At 45.4% G+C, this 20,015-nt stretch carries 25 protein-coding genes; 11 read left to right on the forward strand and 14 right to left on the reverse strand.

All coding sequences use genetic code 11. The features are described 5' to 3' along the window. Positions 1-2 precede the first annotated feature (2 nt). From tolB to ICN19_RS03285, 6 genes are all read left to right on the forward strand, one after another. Positions 3-1,313 carry a Tol-Pal system beta propeller repeat protein TolB gene (gene tolB, locus ICN19_RS03260; RefSeq protein WP_216245748.1) on the forward strand — a complete coding sequence of 437 codons (1,311 nt, stop codon included), beginning with the start codon at positions 3-5 and terminating at the stop codon, positions 1,311-1,313. 128 nt (positions 1,314-1,441) lie between these two features. Next, complete coding sequence (gene pal / locus ICN19_RS03265; RefSeq protein WP_068320501.1) at positions 1,442-1,945, forward strand: peptidoglycan-associated lipoprotein Pal; 504 nt, start codon at positions 1,442-1,444, stop codon at positions 1,943-1,945. Then, entirely contained in the window at positions 1,945-2,676 is a 732-nt protein-coding gene (gene ybgF, locus ICN19_RS03270; RefSeq protein WP_216245749.1) for a tol-pal system protein YbgF, read from the forward strand. The genes pal and ybgF overlap by 1 nt, the downstream gene beginning before the upstream one ends. Positions 2,677-2,690: 14 nt before the next feature. Beyond that, entirely contained in the window at positions 2,691-3,425 is a 735-nt protein-coding gene (gene queC / locus ICN19_RS03275) for a 7-cyano-7-deazaguanine synthase QueC (RefSeq protein ID WP_216245750.1), read from the forward strand. 105 nt (positions 3,426-3,530) lie between these two features. Then, positions 3,531-3,785 (forward strand): type II toxin-antitoxin system prevent-host-death family antitoxin, encoded by a 255-nt coding sequence (locus ICN19_RS03280; protein WP_215362623.1) that lies wholly within the window; start codon positions 3,531-3,533, stop codon positions 3,783-3,785. Beyond that, positions 3,772-4,062, forward strand: coding sequence for a type II toxin-antitoxin system RelE/ParE family toxin (locus ICN19_RS03285; protein WP_216245751.1), 291 nt, complete (start codon positions 3,772-3,774; stop codon positions 4,060-4,062). Before ICN19_RS03280 ends, ICN19_RS03285 begins: the two co-directional genes overlap by 14 nt. A gap of 7 nt (positions 4,063-4,069) precedes the next feature. Here the strand turns inward: ICN19_RS03285 and ICN19_RS03290 are convergent, their stop codons facing one another. The 6 genes from ICN19_RS03290 to ICN19_RS03315 are packed head-to-tail and all read right to left on the reverse strand — an operon-like array spanning position 4,070 to position 7,564. Continuing rightward, a complete protein-coding gene (locus tag ICN19_RS03290) occupies positions 4,070-4,687 on the reverse strand; it encodes a riboflavin synthase (RefSeq protein ID WP_216245752.1) in 618 nt (205 codons plus the stop codon). 9 nt (positions 4,688-4,696) lie between these two features. Further along, the gene (gene ribD / locus ICN19_RS03295) at positions 4,697-5,812 is read right to left on the reverse strand and encodes a bifunctional diaminohydroxyphosphoribosylaminopyrimidine deaminase/5-amino-6-(5-phosphoribosylamino)uracil reductase RibD (protein ID WP_216245753.1); all 1,116 of its coding nucleotides are present in this window, start codon (positions 5,810-5,812) and stop codon (positions 4,697-4,699) included. A gap of 17 nt (positions 5,813-5,829) precedes the next feature. Then, positions 5,830-6,339 carry a Tfp pilus assembly protein FimT/FimU gene (locus ICN19_RS03300; RefSeq protein WP_216245754.1) on the reverse strand — a complete coding sequence of 170 codons (510 nt, stop codon included), beginning with the start codon at positions 6,337-6,339 and terminating at the stop codon, positions 5,830-5,832. Between the two features lie 40 nt (positions 6,340-6,379). Beyond that, the gene (locus ICN19_RS03305) at positions 6,380-6,709 is read right to left on the reverse strand and encodes a hypothetical protein (protein ID WP_216245755.1); all 330 of its coding nucleotides are present in this window, start codon (positions 6,707-6,709) and stop codon (positions 6,380-6,382) included. Next, on the reverse strand, positions 6,706-7,269 hold the full coding sequence (locus ICN19_RS03310; RefSeq protein WP_216245756.1) for a hypothetical protein: 564 nt from the start codon (positions 7,267-7,269) through the stop codon (positions 6,706-6,708). The genes ICN19_RS03305 and ICN19_RS03310 overlap by 4 nt, the downstream gene beginning before the upstream one ends. Further along, positions 7,259-7,564, reverse strand: a complete 306-nt coding sequence (locus tag ICN19_RS03315) for a hypothetical protein (RefSeq protein WP_216245757.1) — start codon at positions 7,562-7,564, stop codon at positions 7,259-7,261. Before ICN19_RS03315 ends, ICN19_RS03310 begins: the two co-directional genes overlap by 11 nt. Positions 7,565-7,686: 122 nt before the next feature. Here ICN19_RS03315 and ribBA point away from each other — a divergent pair, with 122 nt between their 5' ends. From ribBA to ICN19_RS03335, 4 genes are all read left to right on the forward strand, one after another. Further along, a complete protein-coding gene (gene ribBA, locus ICN19_RS03320; protein WP_216245758.1) occupies positions 7,687-8,823 on the forward strand; it encodes a bifunctional 3,4-dihydroxy-2-butanone-4-phosphate synthase/GTP cyclohydrolase II in 1,137 nt (378 codons plus the stop codon). Between the two features lie 8 nt (positions 8,824-8,831). Next, positions 8,832-9,344, forward strand: a complete 513-nt coding sequence (gene ribH, locus ICN19_RS03325) for a 6,7-dimethyl-8-ribityllumazine synthase (protein WP_216245759.1) — start codon at positions 8,832-8,834, stop codon at positions 9,342-9,344. An 8-nt stretch (positions 9,345-9,352) separates the two neighbouring features. After that, positions 9,353-9,862 (forward strand): transcription antitermination factor NusB, encoded by a 510-nt coding sequence (nusB, locus tag ICN19_RS03330; RefSeq protein WP_216245760.1) that lies wholly within the window; start codon positions 9,353-9,355, stop codon positions 9,860-9,862. A gap of 116 nt (positions 9,863-9,978) precedes the next feature. Beyond that, a complete protein-coding gene (locus ICN19_RS03335; RefSeq protein WP_216245761.1) occupies positions 9,979-11,451 on the forward strand; it encodes an NAD-dependent succinate-semialdehyde dehydrogenase in 1,473 nt (490 codons plus the stop codon). 47 nt (positions 11,452-11,498) lie between these two features. Here ICN19_RS03335 and trmB read toward each other — a convergent pair whose 3' ends face one another. The 4 genes from trmB to ICN19_RS03355 are packed head-to-tail and all read right to left on the reverse strand — an operon-like array spanning position 11,499 to position 14,628. Beyond that, positions 11,499-12,305, reverse strand: a complete 807-nt coding sequence (gene trmB / locus ICN19_RS03340) for a tRNA (guanosine(46)-N7)-methyltransferase TrmB (protein ID WP_216245762.1) — start codon at positions 12,303-12,305, stop codon at positions 11,499-11,501. A 4-nt stretch (positions 12,306-12,309) separates the two neighbouring features. Next, the gene (locus tag ICN19_RS03345) at positions 12,310-13,245 is read right to left on the reverse strand and encodes a UDP-glucuronic acid decarboxylase family protein (RefSeq protein ID WP_068320470.1); all 936 of its coding nucleotides are present in this window, start codon (positions 13,243-13,245) and stop codon (positions 12,310-12,312) included. A gap of 39 nt (positions 13,246-13,284) precedes the next feature. After that, positions 13,285-13,746: a DUF2721 domain-containing protein gene (locus ICN19_RS03350; RefSeq protein ID WP_216245763.1), complete on the reverse strand. Its 462-nt coding sequence runs from the start codon at positions 13,744-13,746 to the stop codon at positions 13,285-13,287. 36 nt (positions 13,747-13,782) lie between these two features. Then, complete coding sequence (locus tag ICN19_RS03355; RefSeq protein WP_216245764.1) at positions 13,783-14,628, reverse strand: undecaprenyl-diphosphate phosphatase; 846 nt, start codon at positions 14,626-14,628, stop codon at positions 13,783-13,785. A 120-nt stretch (positions 14,629-14,748) separates the two neighbouring features. Here ICN19_RS03355 and ICN19_RS03360 point away from each other — a divergent pair, with 120 nt between their 5' ends. Further along, entirely contained in the window at positions 14,749-16,374 is a 1,626-nt protein-coding gene (locus ICN19_RS03360; protein ID WP_216245765.1) for a TolC family protein, read from the forward strand. 13 nt (positions 16,375-16,387) lie between these two features. Here ICN19_RS03360 and waaC read toward each other — a convergent pair whose 3' ends face one another. From waaC to rfbD, 4 genes are read right to left on the reverse strand one after another with little or no spacing between them, the layout of a single operon-like run. After that, positions 16,388-17,440, reverse strand: a complete 1,053-nt coding sequence (waaC, locus tag ICN19_RS03365) for a lipopolysaccharide heptosyltransferase I (RefSeq protein ID WP_216245766.1) — start codon at positions 17,438-17,440, stop codon at positions 16,388-16,390. Positions 17,441-17,478: 38 nt separating this feature from the next. Further along, entirely contained in the window at positions 17,479-18,039 is a 561-nt protein-coding gene (gene rfbC / locus ICN19_RS03370; protein WP_216245767.1) for a dTDP-4-dehydrorhamnose 3,5-epimerase, read from the reverse strand. A gap of 2 nt (positions 18,040-18,041) precedes the next feature. Beyond that, positions 18,042-18,971: a glucose-1-phosphate thymidylyltransferase RfbA gene (rfbA, locus tag ICN19_RS03375; RefSeq protein ID WP_216245768.1), complete on the reverse strand. Its 930-nt coding sequence runs from the start codon at positions 18,969-18,971 to the stop codon at positions 18,042-18,044. Positions 18,972-19,020: 49 nt separating this feature from the next. Next, positions 19,021-19,995 carry a dTDP-4-dehydrorhamnose reductase gene (rfbD, locus tag ICN19_RS03380; protein WP_216245769.1) on the reverse strand — a complete coding sequence of 325 codons (975 nt, stop codon included), beginning with the start codon at positions 19,993-19,995 and terminating at the stop codon, positions 19,021-19,023. Positions 19,996-20,015: the final 20 nt, after the last annotated feature.

Below are 20,015 nucleotides of genomic sequence, written 5' to 3' on the forward strand. Positions count from 1 at the left end.
GCATGCTGCATTTGGTAACGAGATTGAAATCCAAAATGATTTCTTATGGCGCAGTCATTGTGGCGTTGCTAATCAGCATGGCAACTCCAGCATTCGCCCAGATGAATATTGAAATCACTGGCGTAGGTCAATCGCTTTATCCGATCGCGGTGATGCGCTTTAAAGACGAGAATAAATTACCCATCAGTATTACTGACATCATTCGCCAAGACTTGGCACGCAGCGGTTACTTTAAAAATACTGAAAATGGCAACGCTGTTGAAAGCGATGAAGGCACTCCGAATTACAAATCGTGGGCAGCACGTGGCGCCGATGCATTAGCTGTGGGTTCAGTTGTGCAAACTGGCAATGGTCAATTTGAGATTCACTACAAATTATTTGATATTCGTAAAAGCCTCAGTTTAGGCGGTCTCAATCTCAATTCCAGCACAGATAATTTGCGTGCGGTTGCTCACAAAATTGCTGATGACATTGTCTTTAAATTACTGGGTGAGCGTGGCGTGTTTTCTACTCGTTTGTCCTATGTCATTAAGGATGGCAAGCGCTATCGCCTTGTCATCTCAGACGCTGATGGCCAGAATATTCGCAATGCCATGAATAGTGGCGAACCAATCATCTCGCCTTCTTGGTCACCGGATGGTAAGAAAGTAGCTTACGTTTCTTTTGAAGATCGTAAGCCAGTCATTTATGTTCACGAACTTGCTACCGGTCGTCGCATTTCTCTTTCCAATCAAAAGGGAAATAACAGCGCACCAGCTTGGTCACCCGATGGTAAGAAATTGGCTATCTCTTTATCTAAAGATGGCAATACTCAGATCTATGGCATCAATGCTGATGGAACTGGATTGCACCGCCTTACTCGCGGAAACACGATTGATACCGAGCCGCAATATTCCGCTGACGGTCGTTACATTTACTTCACGAGTGACCGTGGTGGAAATCCGCAGATTTATCGCATGAGTGCTGAAGGCGAACAAGTTGAGGGCGCTAAACGCGTTACCTTCAAACAAGGCTTCGTCACTTCACCGCGCATTTCTCCAGATGGTAAATATTTAGCCTACATTGCTAATGTAGGTGGCGCATATCGTCTCTACATTCTGAACTTAGCTACTGGCGATTCTCAAGCGTTGACTGATGGCTCTAGTGATGAATCTCCCTCCTTCGCTGCAAATGGTCGTTATGTTCTCTACTCCACTAAAGTCGGTGGCAAGCGTGTTTTAGCTGCCGTCTCAGTGGATGGCAATTCAAAGCAGGTGCTCAGCATTCCAGGATCTGATGTTCGTCAGCCGTCCTGGGGTCCATTCATGGACTAAAACCGGATCCAACCCTACATAAGCAAGCCCTTTTTAAGGGCTGAAATAGTCACTTTTGATGCTCTTGGGGGCATAATATTGAGTATTAGCTCATTTATAGATTCAGCTTGTAGGAAAAAGGAAGAACCATGAAGATTTCTATCGCACGTCGCGCAGCGACTTTTGCTCTCATCGGCGCCACCGCATTTTTGATGGCCGCATGTTCTAGCGTTAAATTGGATGACACCGATGGCGCGAATGGCAGCGGTGGCAGTGGAAAATTTGGCTCACAACCATGGAACGATCCTAATAGCCCACTCTTTGACAAGAGCGTTTACTTTGGCTTTGACGAGTACACCGTTCAGACTAAATATCAAAAGATGTTGTCTGCCCATGCAAGCTATTTGAAAGCCAACCCAAAACAAAAAGTCATCATTCAGGGCAATACTGATGATCGTGGCACTGCGGAATACAACTTGGCACTAGGTCAACGTCGTTCTGATGCTGTACGCAAATCACTCAACTTAATGGGTGTGTCCGATGATCAAATGGAAGCAGTAAGCTTTGGTAAAGAAAAGCCAAAGGCTGAAGGCGATAACGAAGCAGCATGGGCACAAAACCGCCGCGCTGATATTGTTTACATCACGAACTAATGATGACGCTTTCTCACTCAGTAAAACAAACGCTCTCACGAGCGTTTTGTTTAAGTGCTGCCCTGCTTTGTTTAAGCGCATCCAATAGCGCTTGGGCCCTCTTCTCAGATGATGAAGCCCGTAAGGCCATTCTAGATTTGCGTAAGTCTCTTGCCACCACCCAGCTTGAGTTGCAGGGTCAAATAGACAAACTCAAAACAGAAAACGCAGAGCTACGCGGCAAGGTAGAAGAGCTTGAGAAACAAGGCGAAGACATTAACACCAGCCAGAAAACTTACTACCAAGATCTCGATACTCGCTTAGGCAATTTTGAGCCACGCACTGTCACCATTGAAGGCGTGAGTGGCACAGTTCAACCTGGTGAGAAAAAAGCGTATGACGATGCCCTTAAAGCGTTTCAAGCAGGCAATCTAAAAAAGGCTGATGATAGCTTTGCTGCATTCACCGCAAAGTATCCAAAAAGCCCTTACTTACCACTTGCCCTCTACTGGAGTGGCAATAGTAAATATGCAAATAAAGAATATGCTGGCGCCATTAACCAACTACAAAGCCTGATTAAGAAATATCCAAATCACCCGCGCATTCCAGCAGCAATGGTGACCTTAGGTAATGCTCAATTAGAAAGCGGCAACAAAGCTGCTGCTAAAAAAACATTTAGCGACATCATTGCTAAATATCCAGATACTGATGCTGCTAAAGATGCACAGCAGGCCATCGCTGGAACAAAGTAAGTACTTCATTCTTTATGTCTAAGCTGTCCGCTGCATTTGCATCACTGGCACCTCGCAAACCTGGCGCCCCCGCAGTCATCTTGTTTTCTGGTGGCTTAGACTCTACGACTGTTCTCGCCCTGGCCAAAGATTTAGGCTATACACCTTACGCCCTCTCCGTGGGCTATGGGCAGCGCCACTCCTCAGAACTAGCGGCAGCGAAGCATATTGCCAAACAAATTGGTGTTGCTCGTCATGAGGTGGTGAATTTAGATCTCACCCGTTTTGGCGGATCTGCTTTAACGGATTCTTCTATCGCAGTCCCCATTACCCCAGGCAAAGATCAAGAGATCCCAGTCACTTATGTGCCTGCACGCAATACGATCTTGCTATCGCTTGCTTTAGGCTGGGCAGAGTCATTAGGCGGTCTAGATGTTTTCTATGGCGCTAATGCTGTTGATTACTCAGGCTATCCAGATTGCAGACCAGAGTACGTCAAGTCTTTTGAACATATGGCCAACCTAGCAACCAAAGCAGGTGTAGAAGCTATTAATGATGAGAATCGCTTTCGGGTGCACGCACCAATCATTAGTCTTACTAAAGCGCAGATCATTCAGTTGGGCAACACCTTGGGTGTTGACTACTCGCAAACAGTATCTTGCTATCAAGCAAATGACTTAGGCGAAGCTTGTGGTGAATGTGAATCTTGCCGTCTAAGGCAAGCAGGCTTTCAGCAGGCAAACCTACCTGACCCAACCCGCTACAGATGAACCATATTTAAATAAACAAACCCATGGGGCCATAAGGCCCTATTTTTTTGTGTTTGACATTTGTAAAAAAGCACATAATAATGCACTAAATTATGGGTATTTTATATGAGCCTCACACAGACAATTCACGCTAAAACCACGGTCAGCATGACCGATTTAAGACGCAATCCAAGCAAGATCATGGAGATTGCAGGAGACCTTCCTGTGGCAGTCTTAAACCACAACAAACCTGAAGCCTATCTTTTGTCTGCTAAAGCATACGAGGCATTACTTGATTTAATTGATGATGTATCACTTATCAAAACCATACAGGCTCGCAAGGGCGGAAAAACTGTGAAAGTGAAACTTGAGGAGCTTTAATCTTGAGTTTCATGCACTTGCATTAAAGGAATGGCAAAAATTAGATAACTCAATAAAAGAACAATTTAAAAAACAATTACATAAACGCCTAATTAATCCGAGAGTAGCTTCCGCTAAGCTACATGGCGATTTAGACAATTTCTATAAAATTAAACTCCGAGCCGTTGGCTACAGATTAGTATACGAAGTGATTGATCACAAGCTTATTGTTCTAGTAATTGCCGTAGGTAAGCGTGATCAAGATGCGGTATATCGAAAAGCTGATAACAGAAAATAGCTAAAACTTATTTTGTTTGCGTCTCGAGCATGCGCGCCACATAGCGTGCAATTAGATCTATCTCTAAATTTACTGCATCTCCTTGCGCAAGCTTTCCTAGAGTAGTGTTTTCTAGGGTGTGAGGGATGATGTTGATATCGACAATGCAAGCAGTGAGGCTATCTTCGGTCTTATTCACTGTAAGTGACACACCATTTACAACAATAGAGCCCTTATATGCCAGAAACGGTGCAAGCGCTTTAGGCGCCTCGATCTGAAGCAGCCAAGATCCATAGGCATCGTTAGCCACCTGAGAAAAGTGAGCCACTTTGCCAACGCCATCTACGTGACCACTGACTAAATGACCGCCTAGACGATCATTCAAGCGCAGCGCTTTCTCCAAATTGACTTGACCCACCTTATCTAAGCCCACCGTTTTATTCAGGGACTCGCGAGAGATGTCTAAGGCAAATGAGTTTTTTGTTAATTGGGTGGCTGTCATGCAAGCACCCTGAATCGCAATGCTATCGCCCAAGGCAACATCATCCAAATATCCATCCGGCACCTCTACAACGAGATGGAGGCCATCTCCCTTAGCTTGAGCACTTTTAATTTGACCGACGGCCGTAATGATTCCTGTAAACATAAGGTGATTTTAGTTCTTAATTAGACGTAAGCGCAGGTCGGGACCAAAAAGGGCTTGATCAATAATCTGCCAACTCTGGCGATCGTTTAAAGAATTCATCAAACCTACATTAGCCATGCCGATACCCTCACCCATTAAAAATGGTGCGTAGTAGAGCAATAACTCATCAACACAATCTTCTCTGAGCATGGAACCATTGAGCTTAAAACCAGATTCAATATGAATCTCATTCATCTCGCGTTCTTTGGCGAGATAAGAAAACAATGTTGGGAGGTCAACTTTACCAAATGCATTTGCCATCGCAATCACCTCAATGCCACGCCCTTCAAATGACTTGGCTTTTGCTTGCATCTCAGCACTATCAAAGCTGGCACAAACAATGATGACGCCAGATTGATCTGGATTTTGCAAAATCTTAGCGGCAGGCGGTGTTTCTAATTTGGAATCAATAATGATGCGCACTGGCTGTCTTAGAGTATCCACATCTCGCACATTCAGACTAGGATCATCCTCTTTCACGGTACCTACGCCGGTCACGATGGCGCATGCTTGCGCACGCCAGTGATGGCCGTCGGCCCTAGCAAGCGGACCAGTAATCCATTGGCTTTGACCATCGGGCAATGCGGTCTTACCATCTAAACTAGCAGCAATCTTCATGCGTACCCATGGCAAGCCACGGGTCATTCTAGAAATAAAACCGCGATTGAGTGCTTGCGCTTCTGACTCTAGCAAACCACATTGAACTTCAATACCAGCTGCTCTTAATTTTTCCAAACCCTTACCCGCCACCAGAGGGTTGGGGTCAGACATAGCCACAATCACTTTGGCTGGTTTAGCGGCAATGAGGGCATCAACACAAGGAGGCGTTCTGCCAGTGTGACTGCAAGGCTCCAAGGTGACATAGATTGTTGAGCCAGCGACATCGTTACCTAAAGTCTTTGCATTAGCCAAAGCCTGAACTTCTGCATGTGCCTTACCAACCGCTTGCGTAAAACCACTTCCTATCAATTTGCCATCTCGAGCAATGACACACCCCACCCGGGGATTAGGGTTTGAAAGATAAAGGGCTTTTTGAGCTTGGGCTAGAGCCTCACTCATCCATTGGTGGTCAACTGCGCTGTACATAGGGTCTATTAAACCATTCAATGGCAGCGCTTTGAATCTCTGGAAGGGTCGCAGATACGCCAGCGCCCTCCGCTACCCAGAATCATTTGCCTCTCTAGGTGAGGAACTCTTTGGTGACCCAATATCAAGCGATTAGCTACAAACCCGCCTTGCCCGGTCTTCGCCGCCCCCGCGGCATTAAATAGAATCCCTCTCTTGCCAGAATGTGGATCGGTAAATTGCCTACCCCCACCCTTAAAGTAAACAGGCTCAATACTTCCCTGAGAAAACCAGCGCTTAGGCTGGCAACTGGATTCTGCCTGCTTGGTCGGGCACCCACTTTGCACAACCCAACCCTCCTCCCAGGGGCCGCCTTTAAGGGGTATTAGCTGGACAGACTGCCCTATGTGCAAAGCTTGTTGACGAGCGAAATGGGCATGGGAAATAAACCGTCTTGCAATGGCATCAATTTCACGAGCAGCAATCTGTTCTTGCAATAGCGGCATACTCATCGCAGCAGTAATGGCAATAATCAATACAACTGCCATTAACTCCAATAAGGTAGACCCACTTTGGCTAAAGAAATTTTTATTCAAAAACTTGACGCCAATTGATGCGGGTAACAGCGCTTGTTTTTTCATCGATGAGAACGCCAATCTGAATACCTGGTTTTTCTTTGCTAGATATTAGCCAGCGATGATTTCCAACCGACTGAATGACGCACAGATTGCTATGTAATGATGAAAGTGTGGTGATGTGTTTCTCACATTCTTGCACTGCTTTTTCTGCGGCGATAAATTGCTTCTGCGATATATCGATCGCAGCCACCTCAATCATGCGCAACGCACCCAGTCTCTCGATGTAAGTAATGAGAGATGAGCAAAGCAACAACAATGAAATAACCCAAGCCAAAATCACGGCAAGTTCCTGGTGGCAAAAGTTCTCTCCAAGTGAATCTGAAGCAAAGCTCCATCTGTCATTTGCAGCCTCAGCCTATACACCCTTTGACTCTCAATGCCACTGGCCTGAGGGCTCTGAATCTCCTCAATAAGCAGATGATGAATGCCATTCATCAACGTGGTATTTTGCAATCTACCCTGACGATCAAGTGACTGGCAAATGAGGGATCCGCCATTAACCTTGGCACCTTTAGCAATGCCTGCTTGTCGCTCCACTACAAAGCCTTGATGCGCGAAATCTTTTCTGGTTCGATCCTTAGTTAGAGCATTGCCAATGCAATCAAAATCCACGCCATCGGATAAGGCATGCTGGACACTGAATGAATCCGATCCTCGATGTCCTACTTTTTTATTGACTTGTATAAACTGCTTTGAACCATCGACTTTTTTAGATGGGTTATAGGTTTTTATATTTTGATAACCCGCCATCCGAATGGCTCTACCCATCAACTCCAATGCACGCTCTGCTTCGGAGATTAATAATTGGGTTTTTTCATACTCCGCCTGCTTAGCTGCCAAGTGAGCGCTTGCTTTTAGTAACGGGTTTAGCAGAAGAGCGCAAAGGGTGATTCCGACTAGACACTCTAGTAGCGTCATTCTTTATGCTCTCAATTTCATATATATCGAATTCCCTTCTCAATTGCGATCTTTTGCGTTCTTGTTGCTGCAGAACAAGGGTTAATTTCTGGTAGGCGTGAGTGGCAGCCATCCAAGAGCCCATGATTAAGCTCATTGCCACCAAGACCTCGAGCAAGATAAAGCCATTTCCCTGCTTCAGCCTTTTAATAAAGCGGTCGCCGTCTTGAATGGTCATCGCTCATTTTCTAAGGGTCATAGGCCGGATAAAACAGTCTTGCAGGGCTCTTGCCGTCAGAAAGTCAGGATATTGGTGTGAGACCTCACAGCAACCCTATCCTGAGCTTAAAATAGAGGGCTATGCCAAATACCCTAGCCTCCACCGAAGAAATCATTGCCGACCTGCGCGCCGGCAAAATGGTGATCCTTGTCGACGAAGAAGATCGTGAGAACGAGGGGGATTTGGTGCTGGCCGCAGATCATGTGACAGCAGAAGCTGTTAATTTCATGGCTAAGCATGGTCGTGGCCTGATTTGCCTTACCCTCACTCGTGAGCGTTGCCAACAACTCAATCTGCCTTTGATGGTTAGAGATAACGGCACCTCGATGGGAACCAATTTCACCGTCTCGATTGAAGCCGCTACCGGCGTAACAACCGGCATTTCTGCAGCAGATCGTGCGCTTACGATTAAAACTGCGGTAGCACCAAATGCCAAGCCCAGCGATTTAGTTCAACCTGGTCATATTTTTCCCTTGATGGCACAACCTGGTGGTGTATTGATTCGCTCAGGACATACAGAAGCAGGTTGTGATTTGGCAGCCATGGCGGGTTGCTCACCTACTTCGGTGATTTGCGAAATCATGAAAGACGATGGCAGCATGGCTCGTCTTCCAGACCTGCTTGAATTTGCTAAAGAACATCAACTCAAGATTGGCAGTATTGCTGATCTCATTCAATATCGCAGTCAGCATGAAAGCATTGTGGTACGGGAAGGAACTCGAGAATTTGAGACTCCATGGGGCAAATTTCAGGGCATCATTTATCGCGATACTCCTAGCTCATGCATTCATATTGCACTTGTTCATGGAAAACCTTCTGAAGCTCAAGAAACTTTAGTGCGCGTACATGAGCCTGTGACAGTTTTAGATTTTCTAGACTCTCAGGTCAGTACTCACTCTTGGCCTTTAGCTAAAGCTCTTCAAGAAATTGCATCCTCGTCTGCTGGTGTTGCAGTTTTATTAAATGCTTCAGGCGTTGCTGCCCCTAGCGACAGCGATTGGTTGGCCCAATTTCAAAAACTCAATCGGCCGCATGATGCTGAGCAAAAACCTCTAGCACGTAAAACCGATTTCAGAAGCTACGGTATTGGGGCGCAAATTCTTAAAGACATTGGCGTTGGAAAAATGCGTTTACTAGCCAATCCAAGCCCTGTACCAAGTCTCTCCGGCTATAAGCTTGAAGTAACCGGTTACACACCATTTAAACCTTTAATCTAGAAAACACTATGACTGACTCCACCAACGATTTTGTAGGCGTTTTAGAAGCCGATTTAAATGGTCAAGATCTGCGTATTGGCGTTGTACAAGCGCGCTTTAATGAAGATCATTGCGTAGCACTAACGAACGCTTGCATTAATGAACTGATTTCCTTAGGTGTCAATCAATCCGATATCAAACTTGTCACGGTACCCGGTGCATTAGAGATTCCATTTGCTTTGCAGAAGCTCGCAGAAACTGGTGAGTTTGATGGTTTAGTTGCGCTTGGTGCAGTCATTCGTGGCGAGACTTATCACTTTGAATTGGTGTCCAACGAATCTGCAGCCGGAATAACACGTATCTCCATTGATTCAGGATTACCGATCGCTAATGGCGTATTAACTTGCGATACCGATGAACAAGCACATGCTCGTGTAGAAGTAAAAGGTGCCGAGTGTGCTCAAGCCGTTGTTGAAATGGCTAATTTAGCGCTAGCGCTGACGCCCGATATTGATATCGAAATAAACTCGAGCGATGAATAAGCAAACACATGTCTAAATCTATTCCTAATCCAGAAAACTTAGTAGCTGCTAAGGATGCCAAGGCACCAGCCAAGCGCTCCTTAACTCCAAGACGTCGTGCTCGTGAATATGCCCTGCAAGGCGTATATCAAAGTCTTGTTATGCGCCGTGCTGGCAGCATTCCGAATGGAGCAGCCATCGCCAAACAGCTATCCGAGGATCCTGCGTTTCGTCGTTGCCAACTTGATCTCTTCCAAGGCATCTTTGATGGTGTTTTAGCTAAAACAGATGAGCTAGAGGCCATCATTACCCCGGCGTTGGATCGCCCTATTAATGAGCTCTCCCCAGTTGAGCATGCCGCATTACTCATTGGCGCCTATGAGCTGGCCGCTGACCTTTCCGTACCCTACAAAGTCGCCATTAACGAAGCGGTTGAGCTTGCCAAAACCTTTGGCGGTACCGATGGTCACAAATATGTCAATGGCGTACTAGACCTCCTGGCCCAAAAACTGCGGAGTGTGGAGATACAGGCAGGCTAATACCGCCAACTCAATAATCTACCAATCAGTACATTAGCCTCCAGGCCTTTACGCCTGGAGGCTTTTTTATTTATAAGGGGATAAAATGATTTGCATACATACCAAGGTCAGACATCATGCAAAAAATAGATATTCGCACTCAATTAAAAGACTCAAGCCTTTTTAAAGAAGAAGCCTTTATTAATGGCAATTGGGTTAGCTCTAAAAAGACCTTTGCGGTCAACAATCCTGCTACCGATGAAATGATTGCCAATGTCACGAACCTAGAAACTGCAGATGCTGAGAATGCGATTGCTGCTGCAGAAAAGGCTCTACCAGAGTGGCGCAACAAGCTTGCTAAAGAACGTGCATCCATTATGCGCAAGTGGTTTGATCTTATTATTGCGAACACTCAAGATTTGGCAACACTCATGACGCTTGAACAAGGCAAACCTCTAGCCGAAGCAGCGGGTGAAGTAGTTTACGGCGCCTCTTTTGTAGAGTGGTTTGCGGAAGAAGCAAAACGGGTTGAAGGGTCTATTTTGAGCACCACCTGGAGCGATAAGCGCTTGATGGTTCTCAAGCAACCTATCGGGGTTTGCGTGGCGATCACGCCATGGAATTTTCCGATTGCCATGATCACCCGTAAGATTGCTCCAGCAATGGCCGCCGGTTGCACGATTGTGATTAAGCCTGCTGAACTGACGCCATTATCTGCATTAGCTTTGGCGGAGCTTGGTAAGCGCGCAGGGATTCCAGATGGCGTCATTAACATTGTCACTGCTGATGCCGATCAATCGATCGCTATTGGCAAAACGCTATGTGCATCACCTACAGTGCGTCACCTTTCTTTCACAGGTTCTACAGAAGTGGGTCGCATCCTCATGGAGCAATGTGCCCCAACAGTAAAGAAACTAGCACTAGAGCTGGGCGGACACGCACCATTTATTGTGTTTGAAGATGCCGACATTGATGCTGCCGTCAGTGGCGCCATGGCTTCCAAATTTAGAAACTCGGGTCAAACTTGTGTATGCGCCAATCGCTTTTATGTACACAAAAAAGTACAAGATGCTTTTGTGGAAAAGTTTGCTAAAGCACTAGAAATCATTAAGGTGGGTAATGGTATGCAGGCCGGCATTACCCAGGGGCCACTGATTGAAACTGCTGCACTCGAAAAAGTGAAAAAGCATGTAGCCGATGCCTTGAGCAAAGGAGCCACGCTGGTGACTGGCGGCAAGCCATCCGTTGAAGGCAAAAATTTCTATGAGCCAACCATCCTATCCAATGTGAATAGCCAAATGCTCATTACCTATGAAGAAACCTTTGGCCCGATCGCACCCATCATTCCTTTTGAGAGCGATGAGGAAGTCATCAAGCTTGCCAATAGCAGTCAATTTGGTTTGGCCTCTTATTTCTATAGCCGAGATATTGGTCGCGTCTGGAAAGTAGCTGAAGCCCTGGAATACGGCATGGTGGGTGTAAACACGGGCCTGATCTCTAATGAAGTAGCGCCTTTTGGTGGCATCAAACAATCAGGCCTGGGCCGTGAAGGCAGTGTTTACGGCATGGACGAGTATTTAGAGATGAAATACGTCTGCGTGGGTTTATAAACACCCAGCATTAACAGTCAATTCAATATTCCCGGAATTGAGTTGGCTTATTTTTTCTTGTAGACCAAATCCCATACACCGTGGCCTAGCTTGATGCCACGGTTTTCAAACTTCGTCACAGGACGATAAGCTGGTCTTTGCACATATCCAGCATGCTGAGCATTTAATTGCTCTAACGTAGGTTTGAATTCATTTGGAGTTTCATCTGCTTTGGCAATATCGGAGACATCAAAAGTCTGCACCTTCACTAATTCATTTGAAGTATTTTGTAGAGCAGCCTCTGCATTCAATACCAACAGCATCTGTTCGGCATAGTTATGCCAATCTGTTGCTAGATGTAAGTAAGCGCCAGGCTTTAAACGAGAAACCAATAAACGCACAAACTCCGCCTGTATCAAACGACGCTTGTGATGACGCTTTTTATGCCAAGGATCCGCAAAATAAATATGAATGCCATCCAAACTATTGGGAGCGATCATTTTTTCAAGGACTTCAACCGCATCATGACGAATCACTCGCAAATTAGTGAGTTGATTTTCACCAATGAGCTTCAATAAAGCTCCCACCCCTGGTGGATGGACTTCAATTCCCAAGAAATCATCATCTGAGCGAAGTGCTGCGATTTTGGCAGTAGTCTCCCCCATGCCAAAACCAATTTCCAAAATTTTAGGCTTGGTAGAGCCGCCAAAAGCACTCACTAAATCGAGGGGGGCTTCTTTAAAGGAAAGTAAAAACTGAGGGCCCAACTCTTCGATAGCGCGCTGCTGTCCAGCAGTTGTCCTACCCGCCCTTAATACAAATGAACGAATGCGGTCAAAATGCTTTTCTGGAGCAGCGCTATCCACCTTGCTCAACGACTTACCCTACTACCTTCTTAAAGTAAGCAATGGTCTCTTTGAGGCCATCTTCCAAATTCACCTTTGGCTGCCAGCCTAGTTTTGCTTTAGCTAATTCGATATTCGGTTGGCGTTGTTTTGGATCATCTGACGGCAATGGTTGATGAATGATCTTCGATTTACTGCCAGAGAGCTTGAGAACCGCTTCAGCCAATTGCAGCATGGTGAACTCACCTGGGTTGCCAATATTGACTGGGCCAGTAAAGCCTTTTTCTGAGTTCATCATTTTGACCATGGCGTCAATTAAGTCATCGACATAGCAAAAGCTTCTGGTTTGCTGGCCATCACCATAAATCGTGATGTCTTTACCTTGCAATGCCTGGACAATGAAGTTACTCACTACACGACCATCATTGGGATGCATTCTGGGACCGTAGGTATTAAAAATACGCACGACCTTAATATCTAAATTGTGTTGACGGTTGTAGTCAAAAAAGAGGGTTTCAGCACAACGCTTGCCTTCATCGTAGCAAGAACGAATGCCAATCGGATTGACCTTACCCCAATATTCTTCTGGCTGTGGATGCACTTCTGGGTCGCCATAAACTTCACTCGTAGAGGCTTGCAAGATGCGCGCCCGAGTTCTTTTGGCCAGGCCCAGCATATTGATAGCGCCATGTACGCTGGTCTTGGTAGTTTGCACCGGATCGTACTGATAATGCACAGGGGAGGCTGGGCAAGCGAGGTTATAGATCTGATCTGTCTCTACATACAGCGGAAAGGTCACATCGTGACGCATGAGCTCTAAGCGTGGATTAGGCAATAGATGCGCTAAGTTCTCTTTGGTACCTGTGAAGTAGTTATCCACCACCAACACATCATTACCTTCTTTGAGGAGCTTCTCGGTCAGGTGTGAGCCTAAAAAACCTGCGCCGCCAGTGATGAGGATTTTGTTCATAGTTAGTCTTTTATAGAAAGTAGTATTTTATCGAATCGGCTATAAATCTAATTTAGGATTATTCCAACCGGCCGACCGGTAGGCATAGACAACTTCAGTCAATACAATTGATAAGGAAGTCATAAAAAAAATGAGTCCCAGGACAAATGTCCAAATTACATAGGTAGTCTGCAGGGATCGCACTGCGCCCGCCTGAAAGAAAAACAACTCCAGCACAGTCAATGAAATAAACACTCCGCTAAGTACATCAAAAAAGATAGCGGCAGTGCAAAGACGACCACGAATTTTGGCTTCATTAGCCTCTTTATTCATATGCCGTAACAGTACCGCATCTTTAACCAAACCTTTGTCAATTGCTTGCCGAATCTCACGCATACGATCAACAGATCTTGCCAGACGTCCAGAAATGGCATTAATTAAAGTGGCAACGGCAGTCAATAAAAATACAGGAGCTAATGCCAGCTGAATATTATTAGTAATTGCGTCTATTGATGCGTCCATATTATTTGTTAACTTTGATAAAGGGTATTCGTGAGATTAATGTGACCAAGCAATCAAGCCAGTATATGAAGTAAATAAGACCAATAATCCAAAAGCGATTCGATACCACGCAAAGGGAATGAAATTATGATGCGCCACATAATGAATCAACCAGCGAACACAGACAAAGGCTGAAATAAATGCAGATACAAAGCCTACTGCAATTGCTATCGAGAACTCGCCAGAAAATGATACTGGCGCTTTCCAGAGCTTGAGTAACTCATAAGCTGTAGCGCCACCAATCACTGGAATAGCCAAAAAGAAAGAAAAATCGGTAGCTACAGCACGAGGAAGACCAAATAACATGCCGCCAATAATCGTCGCACCAGAACGCGATGTTCCCGGTATTAATGCAGCACATTGCGCTATGCCAACCTTAAGTGCATCAAAGACAGTTAGGTCATCCACTGATTTGATATGACTTTCAGTAACCGCCATTTTTTGCTGCCGACGTTCAGCCCAAAAAATAATTAGTGCGCCCACGATAAATGCACTTGCTACAGGAATAGGAGCAAACAATACCGCCTTAATGTACTTACCAAACAAGAAGGCCAAACCCATAGCTGGAACAGAGGCAATCAATAAATTAAGCACAAAGCGACGAGACTCAGGGCTGCCAGAAAAGGAGGTGGCAACCTTCAGTAGCTTTTCTCGGAACTCCCAGCAAACTGCCAGAATGGCGCCAAACTGAATAATGACCTCAAAAGCTTTGCCTCGCTCATCATTAAAGTCCAGCAAGTCGCCCACCAAAATGAGGTGTCCCGTACTAGAGATCGGTAAAAACTCCGTTAACCCCTCTACCACTCCCAGAATGACTGCTTTTAATAACAAAATTAGATCCATAGGCCAAATTTTATAGGTATACAGAGCCAATCTTGGGGTTTTGGCAAAATAGTGTCTAAATATGCAATTTGAATAAATTAGCCTTAAACTGCATGGCACACAGAAAAGTACCCGAATTACATGACCCTAAGCCGCTTTAGACTTTCTAGACTTACCGCCTTTGGTTTGATCCTAAGTCAAGCGCTGGGCTGGAATGCATGGTCTGGCAGCGCAATGGCTCAAAGTCCCAATGCCGCTGCAAAACCTGCACTACCCACTCCAATGAGCGCCTCAACCCTCATAGGATTAGATCAGCCGCCACAAATAGCGCCACTCCCGACCAAACCAGCATTACCACCGGTTGTGGCTCCGTCTAATTTGAACGGAAATAGAGCTGCTGATAACAAAGGGCAACTCAGCGATCTACTTCAGCTTTATCAAGAAGCTGCTTTTAGCGACCCAGTGCTCACTGCAGCACGCTTTAATTACCAAGCAAGCAAAGAGTTGTACTGGCAAGGATTTGCATTGCTGATGCCTCAGGCTAATGCCACACCAGGCGGCACGCGTTACTACCAACACGGTGCTGGTAGCACTGTGGTTTCTAATAACGCTGGTAATTCAAGAGTCTTTGATCAAAAAAGTTATACGGTCACCTTGACGCAGCCTGTATTTAACGTAGGTGCGCTTGAGTTATTCAAGCAAGGAGATCTCAATACTAAGTTAGCGGATATGCGCTTTTTCTCAGCGCAACAAGATTTGATTTTGCGTGTGTCTCAAGCTTATTTTGATGCACTAACAAGCCAAGATAACGTAGCACTCTATAAGAATAAAAAAGATTTAATCAAACAACAGCTCGAAGTTGCTCAAGCAAAATTCGATGCAGGCTTGGCAACTATTGTGGATGTCAATACTGCACAAGCAGCGATGGATTTAGCAACCTCACAAGAGATCGCTGCTCAGGCAGACCTCATCGTGAAGCGTGGCGCCCTCGAACAGATTGTTGGCCGCCCCGTAGGTGCATTAAAACCCTTAGTAAAAGATGCCAAGATTGAGGGCGTATTAAAAGATCCGCGGAGCAAATCTAAGGATGCCAAAGGCAATCCCATAGCTGATAGCGTCAACCCTCAATTGCCACCAGGTCAAACGCTCGATGATTGGATCAATCAAGCAGAGGCTGCAAACTTTAACGTTTTAGCAGGACAACTCTCTGTCAATCTTGCTGAGAGTACTTATCGCGGTGCACAGGCTTTAAATTACCCAACCGTGAATTTCGTAGGCACTTCTGGATACAACACCTCAAACGGCACTCCAAATAACTACACACCTAACAATACCAACGTATATAACAATACTGTGGCACTGCAAATGGTTATTCCACTGGTATCAGGTGGATACAACAGCTCAGTCATTCGTCAAAATGCCGCTCTATTGGATGCAGCAAAAGCAAACTACGATAACTATCGTCGCACAGCCGCCCAAAATACACGCGCTGCTTTTACAGGCTTTTATGGTGGTTTAGCAAGTGTTAAAGCATATGAGGCTGCTGAGCGCTCAACGTCTTCCGCCCTAGAATCCAGCAAACTTGGTTTTCAGGTGGGCACCTTAATCAATATTGATGTGTTGATTGCGCTTGATTCATTAATTAATACGCGTTCTTTATTGCAACAGGCCCGCTACAGCACAATTCTGAACGCGATCAAGTTAAAAGCACACGCTGCCGCTTTAACCGATGAAGACTTAGTTTCTATTAATGCTTTACTACGCTAAGAAGCAATCAGAATTACGAGAGTAATTCAGTAGCAGCCTGTAGCACTTGCTCTACTGATGGTGGTTTTTGAATATCTCCCACATTGCGAATATTGCTAGACCAATACCCCTCTGTTTTCCACAGCGGTGAATCACAATAAATTTCCACAGTCGGCTTGTTCAGCACTGCAGCTAAGTGCGTGAGGCCAGTATCGACCCCTACCGTTAATGCAGCACCAGCAATAACCGCAAAAGCATCTTCTATAGAAAATGCTGGGGGTACTAATGCATTCGGGATCTGCGCAGCAATTTCTTTGCTCACCGCTTGCTCTGCTAAATTACCCCAAGGTAAAACGACTTGATAACCTTGAGCAGCCAATGTTTTTCCTAAAGCTACCCAATGGCTATTAGGCCAGCGCTTGGCTTCTCTCGCGGTGGAATGAAAACACAACACATAAGGGGCTACTAGCTCCTGGGTGATAGGCTTGCCAGGCAACTGCAAAGATTGAATGTATTGGTCAGGATAAAACTGGGGAGCGCTTGTACGCTCTAGCAATGGCCAATCTAAGGCTGAGCACATTACCCAACGTGAACGATCAACAGCATGACATTGAATTGGCACTTGTACAGACTGGCTGTAAAAAGATCTCGCTATCGGCTCATATCCAGAAAACTCGGTTGCATTAGCCAAACCCGCTATTACTGCATTTGGAGTCTTTTTGGCTAATGCGCAAACAATGGCCGACTTCAGTAAGCCCTGAGTTTCAATAATGATGTCATAAGATATTTCTTGTAGAGTTTTCTTAAATGCAAAAAACTCTTTCCAGGTAGATAACTTAAGAAGATTCTTTTTCCACCGACGCAAACCAAAAGGAATGATGCGATCAATACCCTGGAAACCATCTTTGGAAAGCAGTGGTGTTAGGAGATGGACATAACCCTCTTCAACCACCCAATCAATTTGGGCATTTGGTAAGCGCGCCCGCAAATCCCACACAATCGGAAGGTTGTGAAGAACATCTCCCAAAGATGACAGTTTGACCAAGAGAATCTTGGTTTGTTGAGAAGGGGTCGATAAATCGCTCATAGGAGCATTATCTTATCTTTTGCAGCCAACACAGGGGATTAGAACTTAGGCGCAGCATCCCATGAAAAACCAGCGGTATCTTTGGCATTCATATTGGGCTGAATACCAGTAGGCAAGGGCCACTTGATACCGACTGTAGGATCATTCCAAGCAAGGCAGGCCTCGCTTTGCGGGTGATAGTAGTCAGTAGTTTTGTATAGAAACTCTGCTGCTTCTGAGAGCACTAAAAATCCGTGCGCAAGCTTTGCTGGTATCCACATCTGCCTGTGGTTTTGAGCACTTAACTCAACCCCAACCCATTTGCCATATGTTGGCGAATCTTTACGTATATCTACCACTACATCAAATACGCTACCGGCTACTACTCGCACTAATTTACCCTGCGTTTGTTCAAGCTGATAATGCAGGCCACGCAATGTCCATTGACGTGAGAAAGAATGATTGTCTTGAACAAACTGCACATCCAAACCAGTAGCATCAGCAAAATCTAGCGCATTAAATGATTCGGTGAACCAGCCGCGCTCATCACCAAATACTTTTGGTTCCACGATCAATACATCGTGAATGGCTGTAGAGGTAATTTGTAACTTGGATGACATGTTTACTTTCCTGGCTTTTTAGCGGAAAGAGAAATTGGCTGAGCAGAGCTATTGAGCTCATTCAAAATCTTCGTTAGATATTGCCCATAGCTATTCTTACTCAACTGAGAAGCAACCTTTTGCACCGTCTCAGCAGTAATCCATCCTTGGCGATAAGCAATCTCCTCCGGACAGGCTACCATCAAGCCTTGGCGCTTTTGCAAGGTCGCAATAAAGCCGGCAGCATCCAATAAGGAATCATGCGTACCGGTATCAAGCCAGGCAAAACCACGGCCCATAATTTCAACATTCAACTCATTCTTTTCTAGATAAGCGCGATTCACATCGGTAATCTCGAGTTCGCCACGAGCGCTAGGCTTAATTGCAGCAGCAATGTCGCAGACTTGGTTGTCATAAAAATACAAACCCGTCACCGCATAACTACTTCTGGGCTTTAACGGCTTCTCTTCAATAGAGAGCGCTTTGTAATCCTTATCAAACTCCACTACACCATAACGCTCCGGATCATTGACGTGATAAGCAAACACCGTTGCACCAACACTACGATCATGCGCACTATTGAGCTGATCAACCAATTCATGACCGTAAAAAATATTGTCACCAAGAACTAAGGCACTTGGATTATTACCAACAAAGTTTTTACCTAGAGTAAATGCTTGCGCCAAACCATCAGGCGAAGGCTGCACACAATATTCAATATTGAGACCCCACTGCGAACCATCGCCCAAAAGCTCTGAGAAGCGCGGCGTATCGTGCGGCGTAGAAATTAAGAGAATGTCACGAATACCAGCAAGCATCAGAGTGCTTAATGGGTAGTAAACCATTGGCTTGTCATAAACAGGCATTAATTGCTTAGATACGGCCTGTGTCACTGGATAAAGGCGAGTGCCTGATCCACCAGCCAAAATAATGCCCTTGCGATTTACTGTCATTGTGAACTTCACCTTATTTGAGCGAACCCAAGCTGCACTGCTAAAGGCCTTAAATCAAACCTTCTTTAGCCAACTGAGCTACATATTGCTGAACCATGTCTTCCCAAGCTGGGAAATTTGGCTCATTTTGAGTTTGATTATAAGAGTTTGAAGTGTCAGAAAGGCCGTCTGCAAGGGCCAACTGTAATTTAGTGTTAGCCATACGAGAATTGGAGGGCCTAGGAGCTGGAAGCGGGTATTCAGCTGCCAGAATGGGCTTAATGGACTCGGGTTTGGCTTTGAGGGCTATGCCGGCATCTAGGGCTGCCTGAACCGCTATACAAGCTAGGCCATGCCATGTCGTTTCACCAGCAGGTATTGCGTGATAGATGCCCGATGCAAATGGTTTGATTTGGCATTGAGGGTCAAGCACTAACGCTAGACTTATTTTGGCAAGCCAATCCGCACTCGTTGGAACACCCTGCTGATCATGAACGACTTTTAATTCATCACGTTCTTTTGCTAAACGTAACATCGTGCGTATGAAATTACCGCCAGCACCATAGACCCAGCTAGTTCGAAAAATAGCAAATTGGCCAGAAGCTGTATTTGCAAATGCTTCCTCTACTGCAATCTCACCAGCAGCCTTACTTTTGCCATATACACCTAAAGGATTGCGCTCATCACTCTCGACATACCAACCATTCTTGCTGCCATCAAATACATAATCAGTCGAGTAATGCAAAAAAGTTGCGCCATGTTCAGCAGCGTATTGGGCCATCAACTCTGGTGCGCGGGCATTGATGGCAAATGCCATCTCCATATCATTTTCGGCCTTATCTACCGCCGTATAGGCAGAGGCGTTGATGATGAGGTCAGGCCTATCTTTGAGAAGAAGCGTGCTGAGAGCATTTGCATCACTTAAATCGCACTCAGTACGACCTACGTATTGAATGGCTATATTTTTAGGAATAGTTTGGGAGTCAAAAAGTGCTTTGAAAGCCTTTCCGAGCTGCCCATCTTTTCCGAAAACTAAAATATTCACTGAGTGTTGAGTGCTTATAT

Source organism: Polynucleobacter sp. AP-Capit-er-40B-B4, assembly GCF_018882245.1.
In the GTDB taxonomy this organism is placed as follows: Bacteria; Pseudomonadota; Gammaproteobacteria; order Burkholderiales; family Burkholderiaceae; genus Polynucleobacter.